11 protein-coding genes and 1 pseudogene are annotated in these 19190 nt (G+C 63.5%); 1 reads left to right on the top strand and 11 read right to left on the bottom strand.

Annotation, left to right across the window (positions count from 1 at the left end):
• Positions 1–12 precede the first annotated feature (12 nt).
• The 6 genes from NPX02_RS03285 to aceB form a co-directional block, all read right to left on the bottom strand.
• Positions 13–1224 (bottom strand): ABC transporter substrate-binding protein, encoded by a 1212-nt coding sequence (locus tag NPX02_RS03285; protein ID WP_260291780.1) that lies wholly within the window; start codon positions 1222–1224, stop codon positions 13–15.
• A gap of 399 nt (positions 1225–1623) precedes the next feature.
• Entirely contained in the window at positions 1624–3186 is a 1563-nt protein-coding gene (locus tag NPX02_RS03280) for a benzoate-CoA ligase family protein (protein WP_260291779.1), read from the bottom strand.
• 291 nt (positions 3187–3477) lie between these two features.
• Complete coding sequence (locus NPX02_RS03275) at positions 3478–4266, bottom strand: substrate-binding periplasmic protein (RefSeq protein WP_260291777.1); 789 nt, start codon at positions 4264–4266, stop codon at positions 3478–3480.
• Positions 4267–4453: 187 nt separating this feature from the next.
• Entirely contained in the window at positions 4454–4948 is a 495-nt protein-coding gene (gene rraA, locus NPX02_RS03270) for a ribonuclease E activity regulator RraA (protein WP_260291776.1), read from the bottom strand.
• Between the two features lie 288 nt (positions 4949–5236).
• Positions 5237–6547, bottom strand: coding sequence for an isocitrate lyase (gene aceA, locus NPX02_RS03265; RefSeq protein ID WP_260291775.1), 1311 nt, complete (start codon positions 6545–6547; stop codon positions 5237–5239).
• 96 nt (positions 6548–6643) lie between these two features.
• On the bottom strand, positions 6644–8275 hold the full coding sequence (gene aceB, locus NPX02_RS03260) for a malate synthase A (RefSeq protein WP_260291774.1): 1632 nt from the start codon (positions 8273–8275) through the stop codon (positions 6644–6646).
• 408 nt (positions 8276–8683) lie between these two features.
• Here aceB and aceK point away from each other — a divergent pair, with 408 nt between their 5' ends.
• Positions 8684–10438 carry a bifunctional isocitrate dehydrogenase kinase/phosphatase gene (gene aceK, locus NPX02_RS03255; RefSeq protein ID WP_260291773.1) on the top strand — a complete coding sequence of 585 codons (1755 nt, stop codon included), beginning with the start codon at positions 8684–8686 and terminating at the stop codon, positions 10436–10438.
• Between the two features lie 163 nt (positions 10439–10601).
• Here aceK and NPX02_RS03250 read toward each other — a convergent pair.
• The 5 genes and pseudogenes from NPX02_RS03250 to NPX02_RS03230 form a co-directional block, all read right to left on the bottom strand.
• Positions 10602–10775 (bottom strand): annotated as a pseudogene (locus NPX02_RS03250) (REP-associated tyrosine transposase); the annotation flags it as partial.
• A 26-nt stretch (positions 10776–10801) separates the two neighbouring features.
• Positions 10802–11980 carry a pyridoxal-phosphate-dependent aminotransferase family protein gene (locus NPX02_RS03245; RefSeq protein WP_260291772.1) on the bottom strand — a complete coding sequence of 393 codons (1179 nt, stop codon included), beginning with the start codon at positions 11978–11980 and terminating at the stop codon, positions 10802–10804.
• Between the two features lie 247 nt (positions 11981–12227).
• Positions 12228–12944, bottom strand: a complete 717-nt coding sequence (locus NPX02_RS03240; protein ID WP_260291771.1) for a type 1 glutamine amidotransferase — start codon at positions 12942–12944, stop codon at positions 12228–12230.
• 282 nt (positions 12945–13226) lie between these two features.
• The gene (locus NPX02_RS03235; RefSeq protein ID WP_260291770.1) at positions 13227–16352 is read right to left on the bottom strand and encodes an EAL domain-containing protein; all 3126 of its coding nucleotides are present in this window, start codon (positions 16350–16352) and stop codon (positions 13227–13229) included.
• A gap of 11 nt (positions 16353–16363) precedes the next feature.
• Positions 16364–18793, bottom strand: a complete 2430-nt coding sequence (locus NPX02_RS03230; protein WP_260291769.1) for an extracellular solute-binding protein — start codon at positions 18791–18793, stop codon at positions 16364–16366.
• Between the last annotated feature and the right edge of the window lie 397 nt (positions 18794–19190).

Here is a 19190-nt window from a genome sequence, read left to right as displayed (position 1 = left end):
ACTCGAGGCCAATCAGCCCATCTTGCACCCCTCGGCCGGGTCCTCCACCGCCTTCTGCACGGTACGGATCACCTGGTTCTGGCCGTTGACCACTTCCCGCAGGTAGATGTCCTGGATCGGGTTGTGTGCCTTGGAGAAGGTGAACTTGCCGCGCGGGCTGTCGATGGTGGCGCTCTCCATCGCCTTGATCATCTCCGCCTTGGCGCGGACATCGCCCTCCACCGCGGCCATGCCCTGCACCAGCAGATCGCCGGCGTCATAGCCCTGTACCGCATACACGTCCGCCTGGTTGCCGGTGGTCTTGAGGAACGCCTCGCGGAAGCGGATGTTGGCCGGCAGATCCAGGGTGTCGGCATAGTGCAGGGTGGTGCGGATACCCTCGGCGGCCTCGCCCTGGGCGCCGGTGACCCCCTCGGTGAGGAAGCCGGCCCCGTACAGCGGGATGCTCTTGTGCAGGCCCGCCGCGGCGTAGTCCTTGACGAATTTTACCGCGCCGCCGCCGGCGTAGAAGGTGAACACCGCATCCGGTTTCAGCGCCGCCACCTCGGTCAGGTAGGCCTGGAACTCCACCTTGGGGAAGGGGGTGGGGATCTCCTTGACGATGTTGCCGCCGCCGGCCAGGAAAGACTCCTTGAAGGCCGCCGCGGTCTCCTTGCCGAAGCCGTAGTTCCAGTACATCAGCACCACGTTCTTGTGACCGTCCTCCAGCATCGCCGTGCCGCCCGGGAAGCCGGGCTGGTAGCTGGAGAAGGAGGTGCGGAAGATGTTGGGCGCGCACAGCGAGCCGGTCAGGCCATTGGCGCCGGCGTTGGGGATCACCGCGATCACGTCGGCGTTGCGCGCCAGCTTGACCATCGCCATGCCCACCACCGAGTGAACCGGCCCGATGAGGAAGTCCACCTGCTCCTTCTTCAGCAGCTTGTTGGTCAGCTCGGGGGCCTTGGGGGGCGCCGCCTCGCTGTCGATATTGATATACTCCACCTCGCGTCCGCCCAGCTTGCCGCCGGCCTCGTTGATGCGCAACTGCAGGGCGTCCTTGATGTTGCTGCCGAGCTTGGCGTAGGTGCCGGTATAGGGCAGCAGGATGCCCACCTTCACCTTGGCGGTGTTGCCGATGGCAAACCGGGTGGGGATGAGGCTGGAGGCTGTCACCAGCCCGGCGGCCGCCGCGCCGCCCTTGATAATGTCGCGCCGGCTGATGCCGGGTTTTTTCTGATCGCTCATCTGCTTCTCCTCTCTATGGTTAGGGCCTGTCAATAAATAACGGTCCATCTTGCTGGTCTTTTCGTCCGCCTTCGGCGTTACGGCAAGACTTACATAGAACGACTATGCGCGCCTTGCCGTGCCTTGAAGGCAAACGAAAATCCGGCGCAATCTGTGACCGTTATTTCTTTCCAGGCCCTTATCATCAGCGCAAAAGTGGCTTTTGTGCTTGTGTTTGACGTGCCGGAGTGGTTCCGGAAACGTCCTGTCACGCGGTGTGTTCAGTGCTTGTTAATCCACAGGGGTCGGAGTCAAGCCACTCGGCCATTTACCTTTTTACTCTGCCATGGCATGGCTTGACTCCGACCCCTACCTGACCGCTTGACTCCTACCCCTATCTGACCCGAAATCATCGGTAAGTTACGAGTCCCCCAGCTTTCTCAGCTCGAAGCGCTTGATCTTGCCGGTGGCGGTCTTCGGCAGTTCGTCGATGAACTCCAGCCAGCGCGGGTATTTGTAGGGGGCGAGGGTGTTCTTCACATACAGCTTGATCTCCTCGGCCAGCTGGTCGCTCTCCTGCTGGCCGCTCTTGAGCACCACGTAGGCCTTGGGTTTGACCAGGTCCTCCGCGTCGGTGGCGGCCACCACGGCGCACTCCAGCACCGCCGGGTGGGAGATGATGCAGGCCTCGACCTCGATCGGCGAGAGCCAGATGCCGCCCACCTTGAGCATGTCGTCGGTGCGCCCGGCGTAGAAGTACAGCCCCTGCTCATCCATGAAGAACTTGTCGCCGGTATTGAGCCAGGGGCCGAGCATGGTCTGGCGGGTCTTCTCCCGCTTGTTCCAGTAATAAGCGGCGGCGCTGCCGCTGTTGACCAGCAAGGTGCCGACCTCGCCCTGAGGCACCTCTTGCATGTTTTCATCAACGATCTTCGCTTCATGGCCGGGCACCAGCCGCCCGGTGCTGCCGGGGTTGATATCGCCCGGGTAGTTGGAGATGAAGATGTGCACCAGCTCGGTGGAGCCGATGCCGTCGAGGATGTCGACGCCGAAGCGTTCGCGCCAGCGTTTCAGGATGTCGGCCGGCAGCGCCTCGCCGGCGGAGACGCAGATGCGCACGCCTTCCAGCGACCCCTCGGCCTCCAGCATCGAGGCGTACAGGGTGGGCACACCGTAGAAAATGGTCGGCCGCTGCTCCTGGATGGTGCGGTAGACCGCCTCCGGGGTGGGCCGCTCCGGGAGATAGATCGCAGTGGCGCCGACGCTGAACGGGAAGTAGAGCCCGTTGCCCAGGCCGTAGGCGAAAAACAGCTTGGCGGCGGAGAAGCAGACATCCCCCTCCTTCACCCCCAGCACCTGCTTGCCGTAGGTCTCGCAGGAGTAGACCATGTCGCGCTGCAGGTGCACGGTGCCCTTGGGCTGTCCGGTGGAGCCGGAGCTGTAGAGCCAGAAACAGGCGTCGTCCGGGGTGGTGGGGGCGGCCTCCAGCTGCTCCGGCTGGTCCGCCCACAGGTCGTCGAGGGCCAGGTCCCCGGCCGGCGCCTCGCCGTTAACCACGATCACGTGCTCGACGAAGTGCAGCTTGCCGCGGATCGGCTCCAGGCTCGGCAACAGGTGGGCGTCGATCACCAGTACCCGGGCGCGGCTGTCGTTAAGGAAGTATTCGTAGTCCTTGGGGCGCATCAGGGTGTTGAGGCAGACTGGAACGGCGCCCAGCTTGATCGTGCCGAAGAACGCCTGGGGATAGAGGCCGGTGTCCAGCATCAGCAGGGCGACGCGCTCCTCCATGCGCACCCCGAGACTGTCCAGGGTGTTGCCGAAGCGGTTGACGCCCGCCTGGATCTCGGCATAGCTGAGGCGGCTGTCGCCGCAGCGCACAGCGACCTTGTCGCCCCGGCCCTCGCGTACATTTCTGTCCACAAAATAGTCCGCGGCATTGAAGGTCCCAGGCAAATCGAGTTCCAAATCGAGTTCAAGCGGCATTGCATCTCTCCGTCACTGAATAGGGATAGACTTCCGGTCTGTGGAGTGTAGGTGTTATTCCACCAGCGGCAGGGGCGACCGGTTTATCACCATATGGTTACAAGGGTTGTGCCAATCTGGTGCGGTTGCGGCGGATTTTGGAATATTGTTGACAAGTTCATGATATAGCGATGAAAAATCGTCGCCGAGTCGAGCCGGCGGCGGGACCTGCGGGAGTTCAATCGGGGGTCTGGTGTAAAAAAAGCGCTTTCGGTGTAAAGAAACGCCGATGGCGCGATTGGCGGATGGGAATCAGTTGCGCAGGTAACGATCCATGATGCGCCGGTAGGTGCCGTCCTGCTGCATGGCGTTGAAAGTGTCCCGGTAGTCCTGCCGAAGCGCGGCCGGGAACTCCCGGGAGAGGGCGATATAGACGCTACCCGAGGTGATGGGGTCGCTGTAGCTGATGGGTTCCGTGACGAACTGCTCGCGTAGCGAGTAGGCGGCCAGGTCACGGGCGGTGAACCAGGCCTGTACCCGGCCGGCCCGCAGCATGCGGATCGGGATCGGCGCGGCGCTGGAGGTGACCACCAGGTTGGTGAACCCCTGCTGCCGCAGATACTGCTCGAACGGGGTGTCCTGCTGCACGGCGATGGCGCTGAGCCGGCGCGCTTGGGCCAGGTCCAGGCGCCGGCCGTTCAGGGTGACGAATACCAGGTGAATCGGTGCCACCTCAATGGCCCAGTCGAAATGAGGCTCCCGTTCGGGGGTGCGGGTGAGGGGGAAGATGACGTGATTCGGCGACAGGCGGGTGTTGCGGATCGCCCGTGACCAGGGCAGGAAGCGCACCGGCCGGTTGCTCCCCAGGCGCCGCTCGATCTCCCGCACCAGCTCCACCATGAACCCTTGCTCCCGCCCCTCCTGGATGCTGTAGGGCAGCAGGTGGGCCGTTACCAGGGCGATGGTCGGGTTGTCGGTCACGCTCCTGGCATGCCCCGTTGCGGGGGTGCTCTCCCCGGTCAGGGGATAAAGAGAGAAGGCCAGCGAGAAGGCCAGTGCAATGGCCTGAATTCCCTTCAGCGCCCTGGGGTGTCGCGGCATTGCGGATCTCTTGTTGCGATAGGGTAGCGGACCGCCGCGGCAGTCCGCCTGTTGAACAGGTAGGGCAAGTGTAGTGTGTCAGGATTGAAGTTGCTAGAGGGTTGTCTGAAGGTCGCTCTCCCTGACCAGACTTGACGGCTGGTCGGGTCAAAAACCCTTCGCAGTATGCCTGGCGGTGGCTGCGTGGTCACGCCCCGGCCGGCAGCACCACTACCCCGTCTTCATCGGCATACAGCCAGTCGCCGGGTTTGAAGGCGACCTGGGCGAAGGTGACCGTCAGGTCCGATTCGCCGGCGCCTTTTTTGATACTCTTTTTCGGTATAGTGGCCAGCGCCTTGACCCCCAGGGACATCTCGGCAATATCGCATGCATCGCGGATACAGCCGTACATCACTACCCCGTTCCAGCCATTATCGACCCCTTTTTGCGCCAGGATATCGCCCAGCATGGCGCAGCGCAGCGAGCCGCCGGCATCGACCACCAGTACCCGGCCGTTGCCAGGCTCGCCCAGCCGCTGCCCGACCAGTGAGTTGTCCTCATGGCATTTGAGGGTTGCGATTGGGCCGCTGAAGCGACGCTTGCCGCCGTAATCCCGAAAGATCGGTTCGCAAACCTGTATCTGCTGCTCGAACTGGTCGTAGATGTCGGCGGTTTTTTCCAAGGTGGTTGGCGCTTGGGTCATGTTTTTCTCCTCCTGGTAATTACTCACTCGGTCTGTAAGTGATTGTCCTGCCTTGCCGGCCTCACATGATGGCTTGCTTCCTCGAATCCGGCCCCTTTTTCAGCGCCTGCCCAAACTCGCTTCGCTCAAACAAGGACAGGCTTGAATCTGAAAAAGGGACCGGATTCGAGGCGCCATCAAGATCGGCCAACAAGGCAGGCCAATCACATCGTGAGTAGTTACCCAATTCCTAAGTAAAAACGGCCACACCCTTGCGGGAGTGGCCGGTCACGCTGTCATGAAAGTCGCTTAACCTTCAAACTGCTCCTCTTCGGTGGAACCGGTCAGGGCGGTCACGGAAGAGGCGCCACCCTGGATGGTGGTGGTCACGTCGTCGAAGTAGCCGACGCCCACCTCCTGCTGATGGGAGACGAAGGTGTAACCCTTTTCGCGGGCCGCGAATTCGGGTTCCTGTACCTTTTCGACATAGTGCTTCATGCCTTCGCCGCGGGCGTAGTCATAGGCCAAGTCGAACATGTTGTACCACATGTTGTGGATACCGGCCAAAGTGATGAACTGGTACTTGTAGCCCATGTCAGACAGCTCGTCCTGGAACTTGGCGATGGTGGCGTCGTCCAGGTTCTTCTTCCAGTTGAAGGAGGGCGAACAGTTGTAGGCCAGCAGCTTGCCGGGGTTGGCTTCCAGTACCGCCTCGGCGAACTCGCGGGCAAAACCGAGATCCGGGGTACCGGTCTCGCACCATACCAGGTCGGCATAGGGGGCGTAGGCGATACCGCGGGAGATGGCCTGCTCCAGACCGTTCTTCACGTTGTAGAAGCCTTCCGGGGTGCGCTCGCCGGTGACGAACGGCTTGTCGTTGGGATCGAAGTCGGAGGTCAGCAGGGTGGCCGCCTCGGCATCGGTACGTGCCAGCAGCAGCGTGGGTACACCGCAGACGTCGGCCGCCAGACGCGCGGCAATCAGCTTCTGTACCGCTTCCTGGGTCGGTACCAGTACCTTGCCGCCCATGTGGCCGCACTTCTTCACGGCTGCCAGCTGGTCTTCAAAGTGCACGCCGGCGGCGCCGTTGGTGATCATGTTCTTCATCAGCTCGAAGGCGTTGAGGACGCCGCCGAAACCGGCCTCGGCATCCGCCACGACGGGCAGGAAGTAGTCGATATAGCCCTGCTCCTCCGGGCCGATGCCACGCGACCACTGGATCTCGTCGGCCCGCTTGAAGGCGTTGTTGATGCGCCGCACCATGGTGGGCACCGAGTCGTAGGCGTACAGCGACTGGTCGGGGTACATGGTCTCGGAGGTGTTGCCGTCGGCGGCCACCTGCCAGCCGGAGAGGTAGATTGCTTCAATGCCCGCTTTAGCCTGCTGCATCGCCTGGCCGCCGGTGATGGCGCCCATGCAGTTGACATAGCCTTTCTTGGCGCTGCCGTGGACCAGGTCCCACAGTTTGTCGGCGCCACGCTTGGCGTAGGTGTACTCCGGCTGGACCGAGCCGCGCAGACGGACCACGTCCTCCGCCGAGTAGCCGCGCTTGACGGTTTCCCAGCGGGGATTCTCTGCCCAGTCTTTTTCCAAGGCTTCTATCTGTTGTTTACGGTTCATATCACAATCTCCTTCAGTATTGCTCTCATCGAACCTCCTCCGTTCAATCCTCCCGCCGGGTGGCAGGGGACCAACGGTTTTGGCTATACGGTTGTCTCAGGCCAGCGTTTGGTACGCAGGCAGTGTAAGGAACTCAACAAAGCGATCATTGGCGATTAGCTCGCTGAACAGGTTGGCCGCCGCCGGGTAGTGGCCGGCCGCGAAGGCCGCCGGCCCCACCTCCTGGCGGATCTGTTCCAGTTCTTGCGCAACGCCCTCGCTGAACAGCTCGAGGGTGATGTTGCGTCCATCTTCCAGGATCCCTTTGGGGTAGCGTATCCACTGCCAGATCTGGGCTCTGGCAAACTCGGCGGTGGCGACGTCTTCCATTAGATTGTGGAGCGGTACGGTGCCCCGTCCGTCCAGCCAGGCAGCCAGGTAACGCAGGCCAGCACTGATATTGTAGTCAAGACCCGCCGCGGTGATGCGGCCCGTCGGCGGCTCCAGCAGATCGGCTTCGCTGACGCTCAGTTCATCCAGCTGCCGGTCCAGCTGATTCGCCCGCGGCATGATCCGGTCGAATACCGCCTTCGCCAGCGGAACCAGGGCCGGGTGGGCCACCCGGGTGCCGTCGTGGCCGTCGTTCGCCTCGCGCGCCGTGTCGGCGCTGGCTTGGTTCCTGGCCGCGGCGGCCGGGTCATCCTTGAGCGGAATCCGCGCGGCCATGCCGCCGATGGCGTGGGCGCCGCGGCGATGGCAGGTCTTGATCAACAGCTGCGAACAGGCCCGCAAAAAGTCCGATTCCAGGGGGATCTGGCTGCGCTCCGGGAGTACCCACTCGGGGTGGGCGTGGAGTCGTTTAATGCAGCTGAAGAGGTAGTCCCGGGGGCCGCTGGCCAGCCCGACCGCGTAATCCCGCAAGGTGTAGAGCATCTCCTCCATCTCGAAGGCCGCCGGCAGGGTCTCGATCAGCAAGGTGCAGCAGATGCTGCCGTGATTCAGGCCCAGGCTCTCTTCGGCATAGGCGAAGACATCGGCCCACAGCTGGGCCTCGATGTAGCCCTCCAGCTTGGGCAGGTAGAAATAGGGGCCGCTGCCCTGTTCCAGCAGTTGCACACCGTTATGGAACATGAACAGACCGAAGTCGAACAGGCTGGCGGAGACCGGCTGGCCATCCACTTCCAGGTGTTTCTCCTCCAGGTGCCAGCCCCGGGGGCGCACCATCAGGGTGGCGCGTCGCTCCTGCAGCCGGTAGCGATGCCCGTCCGGCTCCTGGTCTGGCTCAGGGTCCGGCTCAGGGTCGCCGAGGGTGCCACGCACCGCCTGGTACAGGTTGAGCTGGCCCTCGATCGTGCCGCGCCAGGTGGGGGAGTGGCTATCCTCGAAGTCGGCCATGAAACAGTTGGCCCCGGAGTTGAGGGCGTTGATCACCGACTTGCGCTCCACCGCGCCGGTGATCTCCACACGACGGTCCTGCAGATCGGCCGGCGCCTGCTTGACGCGCCATTCGCTGGCCCGCAGTTCCGCGGTCTCTACCCGGAAACCGGGCAGCTCGCCGGCGTTGAGCCGGCGTTGCCGATCCGCGCGCAGCCCCAGCAGCTGTTTGCGTCGCTTGCCGAAACGGCGCTCCAGATCGGCGACCAACTGGAGGGCCTCCGGGAGCAGAATCCGCTCGTGGCCCTCGGCCAGTGGGGCGTTCACTCTGATGCGTTGACCGGTCGTCTGGGTACTGAGCTGAACCGCTGTCATGGTGGTATCTCCCCTGATGCTTATTAGGGAAATACCCAAGGAATCAGGTAAAACCTTAGAAATAACAAGCAAATAGATGGTTGGAACGGCATAGAGCATACGCAATTGTGAACTATTAAGAACCATAAATACTTTAATAGTTTGTATTGAAATTCTTTATGCTGCGATGCGGAAGAAAATAGGGTAGTAATAAAACCGTAACCACCATGCAATCTCTCTTTCAGATCGGCAATAGAGTGATTTACCCGAGAGTCTGTCGGGCTTGACCGGGCAGGTTGGGCGTCGGGGCGCTACCCCTGGCGGCGCGGTTTTTTCATGGATCGGGGGGCTGATAAGTTAATGTATTGAATTTGAAAGCTATATTTATATCAAATTGATCCGAGACCGCGTTTCCAGGAGTATGGGTACATGACAGATCTGGCACAGCAGCTTGCCCGCACCATTTTTACCGGCTTCGAACGCCACTTCTCCTTTTTTCAGGAGATCACCCGCCAAGTGCGCCAGAGTTACGAGCAGGCTGACTGGGAGGCGATCCGGCAGGCCTCGGTGGACCGGATCAGTTTCTATGACCGACGGGTGCAGGAGGCGATCGATAAGGTGCGCTCCACCTTCGATGTCTCCCAGGTGGATGATGCCCTGTGGCAGCGGGTGAAGACCCAGTATCAGCAGTTCCTGGTCAACTACCGGCGCCCGGAACTGGCCGAGACCTTCTACAACTCGGTCTTCTGCAAGATGTTCGCCCGCCAGTATTTTGATAATGACAAGATCTTTATCGAGTCCGGGGTGGACCGGGAGGAACTGACCCGGCGCGACCGGGTGTTCATGTCCTTTCATCTCAAGGACGGCGGCCTGGAGACCTGTCTGCGGGAGATCCTCTCCGGCTTCTATTTCCGCATCCCCTATCAGGATATGGAGCGCGATATCCAGCATGTCGCCCACGCCTTCCGCACCCGTTCCCCCTTCGGCCAGTTGGCGGATGACGGGCTGCGCATCGACGTACTGGAGGCCCCGTTCTATCGCAACAAGGCGGCCTACCTGATCGGCCGGGTGGTGAGCAGCGAGGGGGTGCGGCCGCTGGTGCTGCCGCTGCTGAACTATCGCGGCACCATCTTTGTCGACAGCCTGCTCACCAGCCACGAGGAGGTGGAGGCGCTGTTCAGCTTCGCCCGCGCCTATTTCATGGCCAACAACTCGATTCCGGCGGCCACGGTCAGTTTTTTGCAGAGCATCATGCCCAACAAGCCGCTCGCCGAGCTCTACATGAGCATCGGTTTCCACAAGCAGGCGAAGAACGAGTTCTACCGCGACCTGCTGCGCCATCTGAACAACAGCAACGACCGCTTTATCGTAGCGCCGGGCGTGCGTGGACTGGTGATGATGGTGTTCACGCTCCCCTCCTATCCGTTCGTCTTCAAGGTGATCCGCGACCGCTTCGCGCCGCAGAAGAACATTACCCACGCCCAGGTGAAGCAGCGCTACCTGCAGGTCAAGCTGCACGACCGGGTGGGGCGCATGGCGGATACCCTGGAGTTTTCCAAGACCGCCTTTCCGCGGGATCGCATCGACCCGGAGCTGCTGGCGGAGCTGGAGGCATCAATCCCGTCCCAGTTGGAGCGGGACGGCGACAAGCTGATCATCAACCACCTCTATATCGAGCACCGCATGACCCCGCTGGATATCTGCCTGGCGGAGGGATCAGCGGAGACAGTACGCAACATGCTCGACGACTGGGGGCTGGCGGTGAAGCAGCTGATGGCGGCCAATATCTTCCCCGGCGACCTGCTGTTCAAGAACTTCGGCGTCACCCACCAGGGCAAGGTGGTGTTTTACGATTATGACGAGATCTGCAAGATGACCGAGTGCAATTTCCGCCAGATCCCGCCACCGCGCACCCCCGAGGACGAGATGAGCAGTGAGCCCTGGTACTCGGTGGGGGAGGCCGATGTGTTTCCCGAGGAGTTCCTCACCTTCCTCAGCGCCAGTCCGCTGATCCGCAAGACCCTGCTGGAGCTGCACCCGGAGCTGTTCGACGCCCACTACTGGCGCGAACGCCAGCAGGAGATCGGCCGCGGCATCCACGCCGACGTATTCCCCTATTCGCAGGATATCCGCTTTATCAACCAGTATCGCGAAGCGTTCGAGAAGAGCACGGCCACGGCTTGAGGTTTGCCACGCGAGCGCTGGCGTGGAGGGCGGTTGGTGCGGTTCGCAAGCTCACCGGCACCCTACGTGGTGCGGTTGACGCGGCTCGCCGCGCTTACCGGCACCCTACATCGGGGTGTATCGCCGCCGATGTCGTAGGATGCGGTGAGTGGTGCGAACCGCATCATTCATAAGCTTCCCCTGTCTCCATTTCATCCAATGAACTGCCTGCCCAGTCGATGGGATACACTCCTTTCTCGACATGGCGATGGAAGCTCGAGTATGGCCAATCGGAAACCCGTGGTACCCAGCCATGTTTTACCGGGTTCCAATGGATATAGTCGGTGTGATGGGCGTAGCGAACCGCAGCAACGGGCGTGGCGGTCAGGCCAGCACCTCCTCCAGGGCGGCCTGGGGGGCCGCCCGGCCGGTGTCGGCGCCCAGGTCGGAGAGGATGGTCTCCAGGGCGCCGGCGCAGAGCAGGATGTTCTCCGCGCGGCTGGCGTGACCCATCAGGCCGATGCGCCACACCTTGCCCGCCAGGGCACCGAGGCCGGCGCCGATCTCCAGGTTGTACTCATTGAGCAGGCGGTTGCGCACCTCGGCGTCATCGATACCCGCCGGAATGGAGACGGCGTTGAGCTGGGGCAGGCGGTCCGCCTCGTTGACGATGAAGGTCAGACCCAGCGCCTCCAGACGGGCGCGCAGCGCCAGGTGGTTGTTCATGTGCCGCCGCCAGGCATTCTCCAGTCCCTCCTCCCTGAGCATCAGCAGCGCCTCGTGCAGACCATACAGGGCGTTGATCGGCGCGGTGTGGTGGTAGGCGCGCTTGGCGCCGCTGCCCCAGTAGCCCATCACCAGGTTCAGGTCCATGAACCAGCTCTGTACCTTCTGCTTGCGGTTGCGGATCTTCTCCAGGGCGCGCTCGCCGAAGCTGACCGGAGACAGGCCCGGGGTGCAGGAGAGGCACTTCTGGGTGCCGGAGTAGATGGCGTCGATACCCCACTCATCCACCTTGACCGGGGTGCCACCCAGGGAGGTGACCGCATCCACGATAGTCAGGCAGTCGTACTGGTGGGCCAGTTTCACCAGGGTCTCGGCGTCCGATTGGGCGCCGGTGGAGGTCTCGGCCTGGACGAAGGCGACGATGCGCGCCTCCGGGTTGGCCTTCAGGGCCTCCTCCAGCTTGTTCGGATCGATCGCCTCGCCCCAGGTGTCCTCCACCATGATCGCGCTACCGCCGCAGCGCTCCACGTTCTCCTTCATGCGCCCGCCGAAGACGCCGTTCTGGCAGACGATTACCTGGTCACCCGGTTCCACCAGGTTGGCGAAACAGGTCTCCATGCCGGCGGAGCCGGGGGCGGAGACCGGCATGGTCAGCTCGTTTTTGGTCTGGAAGGCGTACTGCAGCAGTGCCTTCACCTCCTCCATCATCTGCACGAAGGCGGGGTCCAGGTGGCCGATGGTGGGCCGGGACATGGCCTCCAGGATGCGCGGGTGGACATCGGAGGGGCCGGGGCCCATCAGGGTGCGAACGGGGGGGTTGAAGGAGCGAAATTGCATAGCTGTAGTCCTGACTGGTTATCACTGATTGGGTAAGCCGCCGTCGGAAGACAGGCCTGTTGCAGGCGCGGCAAAGCCGCATTCTAACCGAAACTGCCGGTCTGTCGCGCCCCGTTGGAAGATTCCTATCGGGGTCGGAGTCAAATTTGATGGATATTGTCGTATCAAATGCTCCGTTTCCTTGATCAAATTTGACTCCGACCCCTGTCCTGCGGTGCGCACCGCCGGGAAGAAGTGTCTGTGTCGTTTATCGAGAATTGTTCGTCAGGCCCACCTGGCCAAGCCACCAGTCGAACAGGTTGTCGGCCATCTGGCGCATGGCGGCGAGTTTCAGCGGCAGGTCCAGCAGAATCTCCTGCGGGTCCTGTACGCAGACGGTCGGCTTGCCGACACAGGCCTCGTAGCGGGCCACCCACTCGTGGATGATCTCCTCGGTGACCTCGGGGTGGAACTGGACCGCCAGGCAGCCGCGATGCAGGAAGCCCTGGTTGCCGATGCAGTCGCCGTTGAACAGGGGCACGGCGCCGGCGGGCAGGGTGAAGCTCTCCTCGTGCCACTCGAAGGCGCTGAAGTGTTCCGGCACCGGGGTGCCGTTGAACAGGTGCCGGGTCTGCTCGGTGATGGTGATCGGGTGCCAGCCGATCTGCATCGCGGGGGCGGCGAACACCTCACCGCCGAACGCCTTGCTGATCAACTGGCCGCCGAAGCAGATGCCGAACACCGGTATCGCGCGCGCGGCGCAGTCGCGGATCAGCCCCAACTCCTGCTCGATCCAGTGCTGGTCGCTGTTGACGCTCACCGGGGCGCCCAGCAGCACCAGTCCGGACAGTTCGTCGGGAGAGGGCAGCGCTTCGCCGGATTCGATGCTGAAGCGCCGATAGGCCACGGACTGCCGGTCCAGGTAGTCACACAGATAACCGGGACGGCTGCAGGCGACGTGACTGACGATGAGTAGCGGTTTCATGGCTTCGGTTACTTGTGGGCCAGGATACAAGCTCCTGGAGTCTCATCAGTGTATCAACAGGCTGGCTGGCCATCTACCCACCTGTTTTTCTTCACGCCCAGGTTCGTAGGTTGGGGTGAGCTTGCGAACCCCAACGGGGGTTCATGGATGTGCGTGATGATGTTGGGGTTCGTTCCTCACCCCAACCTACGGGCTTTTTTTGTACCCGCGCGGGCGGTGCGGCACCGGGCAAAAAGGTGGGCACGGACGAAGTACCCACCCTACGCGACTGAGTATCCCAGGCTATGTGTATTCGCGCCCCAGGTATTTTTCCGCCAGCAGGGCCGGGATCTGCTCCGCCGGCACGGGGCGGGCGTAGAAGTACCCCTGGACCTGATCGCAGCCGGCCTCGGTCAGGATGTCGGCCTGACGCTGTTCTTCGACGCCCTCGGCAATGACGCGCAGGCCGAGGGCTTGTCCCATGGCGATGATGGCCCGCGCGATCGCCTCGTCGTTGGGATCCACTGCCAGGTCGCGCACGAAGGAGCGGTCGATCTTCAGCAGGTGGATCGGCAGTCGCTTCAGATAACTGAGGGAGGAGTGGCCGGTGCCGAAATCGTCAATCGCCAGGCTGACGCCCATGGCGCGCAGGTTGTCGAGCATGCGTACGGTCTGTTCCGGCTGATGCATGATGAAACCCTCGGTCACCTCCAGTTCCAGGTGGTCGGCCGGCAGGCCGGTTTCTGCCAGGACCCGGGTAACCACCTGTTCCAGATCGCCGCGGGTGATCTGCTGACCGGACAGGTTGACCGCCACGCGGCCGTCCAGCAGGCCGGCATCGAGCCAGGTACGCGCCTGTCTGCAGGCGGTGCGCAGGACCCACTCGCCGAGGGGGAGAATGAGTCCCGCATCCTCGGCGATGGGGATGAAGCGGTCCGGGCCGACCGTTCCCCAGTCGGGGTGGGTCCAGCGCAGCAGTGCCTCCAGGCCGGTGATGCGTCCGCTCAGGAGATCACACTGGGGCTGGTAGTGCAGCTCGAACTCCTGACGCTCCAAGCCCTGGCGCAGGCTGTTCTCCAGGGCGTAGTGCTCGATGGCGGTGGCGGTCATCTCCGAGGTGTAGAAGTGGAAGCCATTCCTGCCGTGCTCCTTGGCGCGGTACATGGCGGTGTCGGCGTTCTTGATCAGCTCGTCGACACTGTTGCCGTCGTCCGGGTAGAGGCTGATGCCGATACTGGCACTGAGGAAGAAGCGACGCTTTTCGATGACGATCTCCCGGGCCAGCACCTCCAACAGCTTCTGCGCCACCAGGCTCACCTCCTGCAAATGGTGCACCCCTTCCATTATCACCATGAACTCGTCGCCGCCCAGCCGGGCAACCGTATCCTGCGCGCGCACGCTCTGCGCCAGCCGCTCCGCGACCTTGCGCAACACCTCGTCACCGACACCGTGGCCGAGGGTGTCGTTGATGTTCTTGAAACGGTCCAGATCGAGGAACAACACGGCGATGCGATGCGCCTCGCGTTGTGCCCGCTCCATGGCATGAGCGAGCCGGTCGTTGAGCATCATGCGGTTGGGCAGGTCGGTGAGCGGGTCGTGGTGCGCCAGGTGGTAGATGCGCGCCTGGGTCTCCTTGATGGCGCTGATGTCGGAGAACACACCGACATAGTGGCTGACCCGCCCGGCCTCGTTTTTCACGCTGCTGATGGTGAGCCACTCTGGATAGGGCTCGCCATCCTTGCGCTGGTTGAACACCTCGCCCTGCCAATGGCCGCTCTCTTTGAGACTCTGCCACATGTGCTCGTACACCGTGGGTGACTGGTGGTCGGCCTTGAACATGCGCGGGTTCCGGCCGATTACCTCGTCCGGCTTGTAGCCGCTGATCTCGCTGAAGGCGGGATTGACCGCCTGGATGTTGGCGGCGTCGTCGGTGATCAGGATACCCTCGTTGGTGTTTTCGAACACGATCGCCGCCTGGCGCAACGCCTGTTCACGCCGCTGCAGCGCCTGGATGGTGATCAGGGCGATCAGCTTGATCAGCAGCAGGCCCACCAGGCCGACAGAGTACAGGATCCAGCTGCTGGTGGTGCGGTTGCGCTCCACCTCGCGCGACAGCTGGCCGGTCTCGCCCTGCATGCGCTCCACCAGCTCCTGGGTCAGCCCGGTCAGGCGCGCGGTCAGTTCGCGCTGGGTGTTCAGCAGCTGGCTGATACGCCGTTCCAGCTCCAGCTCCCGGTGGCGCAGGCGGAACGGGTTCTGGTCGCTTTCCCTGGCTTGGGGCAGGTAGCCGGCGATACGTTGCACGTTGTCCGCCAGCACCGGATTGCGTTGCGCCAGGGGGATATGGCTGAACGCTCGGGTGGCATTCTGGAAGGTCTCCAGGGAGCGGTTGTAGCGCTCCTCCAGAATCACCAGTTCGTTTACCGCCGTCACATCCTTTACCGCGCTCAGCAGGGCGAACAGCAGGTTGCCCTCCGACTTGATGTCGATCGCCACGCCCAGTTCTCGGGTGGTGTTCTCCACCAGCCGCGCGGGGGAGCCGCTGAGTTCCACGGCGATGTCCTGCAACGCCTCGGCATGCGCCTCCTGCGTCGCTGTGAGGGCGTTTTCGGCCAGAAGGTGCAGCTGCTGCCATTCCGCGGGCAGGCTGTCGTCCCGCTGCAGGAGCGCCAGACCGGTTTCGCTCAACTGTCGCCACTCTTCGCCAAGCAGCGGGTGCAGCCGCTCAAGTAACCGGCGCAACGCCTCCCGGCGCCCGGGCGGGGCGCCGTCGCCGGTGGTCAGGGGGATGAGCTCGATCAGCCCCTGGATCAGCGGCTGCTCCCGCTCCAGCAGGCGGCTGAGGCTGGCCTGGAAGCGGCGTTCGAAGCGCCGCGCGAACAGCTGGTTCAGGGAACTGACGCCGTACACCACCGGGCTCACGGTGTCGATCAGCTCGCTGTGCGCCCGCTGCAGCCGTACCAGTTCCCCCTGTTGCCGCAGTCGCAGCTCGATCCGCTCGGCATGGGCCGCGGTCAGCTCCAGCAGGGCCTGGCGCATCAGTTGCACCTGGTCGCGTATGCGGCCGGTAACCGATTCCCGGGTGCCTGCGCTAAGCCGGTTCAGCTGTTGCTCCAGGTCCACCAGCAGTTGTCGCAGGTGGCGGTCGATGCCGGCCAGCTCCTCCCCGCTGGTGGTGCCACTCAGCAGCGGGGCCGCCGCCGTCAGCTGGGCGCTGCGTTCGGACAGGCGCAGGGTTGCCAGCAGCTCGGGAAGCAGTTCGCCGCTGGTGCGCTGTACCGATCCGGCCATCCGACCGTGGGTGTAGAGCGCGGTGCCCACCGCGGCCGCCAGGATGGTAGCCACGCCGATGAAGGCGATGCCCAGGCGGCGCTTGAGGGCGGCGCCGCCGAGGGTGCGTGTATTCAGCAGGCGATCCAGCAGTCGCATCGCCTATCCCCCTAATCCAGTCCGTGGCGCTGCAGGATCTGGTTCGCGTTGCCGCGGTCGATGGTCAGGGTCGGCAGGGTGAGCCGGGCTGGCACCGCCTCGCCGCCCAGGTAGCGCAGTGCCTGCCGCACCCCCTCTTCGCCCGGGGGCTTGTAGAGGAAGGTGGCGGTCAGCTTGCCCTCTTTCACCCAGCGCACCCCCTCCGCCGGGATGCCGTCGATGCCAAGAAAGAAAATCTCCTGTTCACGCCCCACCTCGCGTGCCGCCAGGTGGGCGCCGTGGGCCATGGGATCGTTGTGGGCGTAGACCAGATCGATCTTCGGATAGTGGGTCAGCGCCTCGGCCATGAGGTCGTAGCCCAGGTCCTGTTTCCAGTCGCCATCCTGAGGAGGGTTGAGGATGCGGATGCCGGGTTCGGGTCCGACGATCTCCATGAATCCCTGGTGCCGCTCGTGGGCCGGAGTGGAGGCCATGCCGCCCCAGATCTCCACCAACTGCCCCTTGGCATTTCCGGTGCCGCCGAGCAGCCGCACCGCGTAGCGGCCCGCTGCCCGGCCGATCGCCAGGTTGTCACCACCAATGAACTGGGTGTAGCGGTCGCTGGAGACGTCACGATCCAGCACGAACACCGGGATACCGGCATTGAAGGCGCGGTTCACCGCCGGTGTCAGGGCCTCGGCCACCTTCGGTGAGATGAGGAGGGCGTCCACCCGCTGGTCGATCAGTTCGATCACGTCGGCGGCCTGCTTGTCGGCCCGGTCCATGCCGTCGCGCACCAGTAGCTTGATCTCCGGGTGGCGCGCCGCCTCCTCGCGCAGCTCCTTATTGAACAGCCGCCGCCACGGCTCGGTGGTGGTGGCCTGGGAGAAACCGATGACCAGCTGCTGTTTGCCCCGGCCGCCACCAGGGCGGGGGCCGGCCGGCTGCGGGTCCAGCCCCATGGCGGTACGGTAGAGGGCGAGTTGGCGCTTGCGGCCCAGGCTGTCGGTTATGCCTTCCCACGCCTCGGCGACCCGGCGCAACGTCGCCTCGACCTCGACCTCGACCTCGACCTCGACCTCGCCGCGCAGCAGTTGCGCCAGCCCCGCGTCGAGTGCCGCCGTGTACCGATGGAAGCCGGGCAGACGCAGGTCCGATGCAACATGAGGCGAGTCCAGGCTGGTGCGCAGCACCTCCAGGTATTCAGAAGCCGCGCCCTGGGGAAAGGCCCGGTTCCAGGTGTCGATCTCGCTGAAGTGGGTCAGCCGGTAGGGGTTGATGCCGGTGCCGGCGGTGACCACGTCATGCAGCGAGTTCTCCGCACTGCCCAGCCACAGGATGTAGTCCCAGGCCGCTTCGGGGTGGCGGCTGTTGGCCGGCACGCTGGCCACCCAGCCGCCGAAGGCGAGGAAGGGGGCCTTGTGGACCTCGTCCGTCCGCTCCCAGCGCCAGTCCCGGCCGTTCCAGACCTGCCGGGTACCGGGCAGCACGAAATATCCCACCTGCCCCCTGATGCGGGAGAGTTCGGGGTCGTTGGCCAATTGGGCGGTATCGCCCCAGTCCAGGATCATCGCCGTCTGCCCGGAGAGGAATGCCCGGCGCGCCTCGACGATGCCCTGGTCGCGGCTGTCCGGCGGACAGAAGGTGCGGATCTCAAGATACTCCCGTACCGCCCGCACCCAGCCGGGGCTGTCGATCTGCGCCTGCATGGTGTCCGGGTCGAAGAACTGGGCGCCGGGGAAGGTCGGCGGGTTGGTATAGGCCGAGGCCCGGCTGAACACATTCCAGAACTGCTGGCCGCCGCTGGCGAAGGCCTCGGCGGTGCCGTACAGCGGTCTGCCGTCGGCGTCCTGGCGCCCGGTGAAAAACTCGGCGATGTCCCGGTACTGCCCCCAGGTGTCCGGCGGCGCCAGCTCGTAGCCGTAGCGGGCGCGGAACTGTGCCCGGTGGGCGGGATCGGCAAACAGATCCTTGCGGTAATAGCCGCTGAACAGGTCGCCATCGATGGTCACAGCGATCCACCTGTCGTTCCAGGTCATCAGCCGTTCGCGGTAGGTGGGGTGGATGTCGTCGAGGCTCTCGTGCCCGGAGATGCTGCGCGGCAGCTCCCTGAGATAGGGTGCGAAATCGCCCGCCCAGGCCGGGGCGTAGAGGATCACGTCATACACCGGCTCCGTGGCGGTCAGGGATTCCAGGTAGGCTTCAAACAGCTTGCCGAAGGGCTTCTGTATCACCCACGCCCGCCCGCCGGTGCGCGCCTGCCAAGTAAGGGCATGGGCCTTTGCCGGAGCACCGATGGCCGAAACGTCTTGTACCCCGACAGTGATCTCGGTACCGGTGAAATCGGCGGGTGGGGTGGCGGCCGAGACCATTGAGCCGGCCAGCCAGGTTCCCAGCCACATCCCCAGCCACATCCCCAGAAAGCGCAGCCAAACGGATAACCGGAAATGGCGGGTAGTCATGAACGATACCTTTTGTCGCATGGATTCAAGTGCGCGTCACTTGCCGAAATAGCGGCAATCCATGCCGGCCTCGTTAAGGGCTCGCGCAAAAATAAGTTTCGGTATTCGGTCGCCACTGGACCCCGCTGGCGGCGTTACGCTTTTTGGCAAGGGAACAGCCATTGCCTGCAAAGCGTGCCTTGCCAGCGTGGCCCAGTTACGCCCTCGGTACTGCGAAATTATTCTTGCGCGAGCCCTAACCAGTGTAACGGCTGAAGTGCGGAACAACTTGATAGACGCCTGTTAGAAAGGCGGGTTTGCCGTTCCCCCCGTTCCGGGATCCGCCTGATCCGGGTGGATTGGACCTGTGGCGGCGCTGTTGGGCGGCTGTGCGTTGCCGGCCTGGTCCGATTTACTG

Origin of the sequence: Sedimenticola hydrogenitrophicus (assembly GCF_025175675.1) — a bacterium.
Lineage (GTDB): Bacteria > Pseudomonadota > Gammaproteobacteria > Chromatiales > Chromatiaceae > Sedimenticola > Sedimenticola hydrogenitrophicus.
The sequence above is the reverse complement of the archived record's forward strand: the minus strand, read 5'-3'. Positions and strand labels throughout refer to the sequence as shown.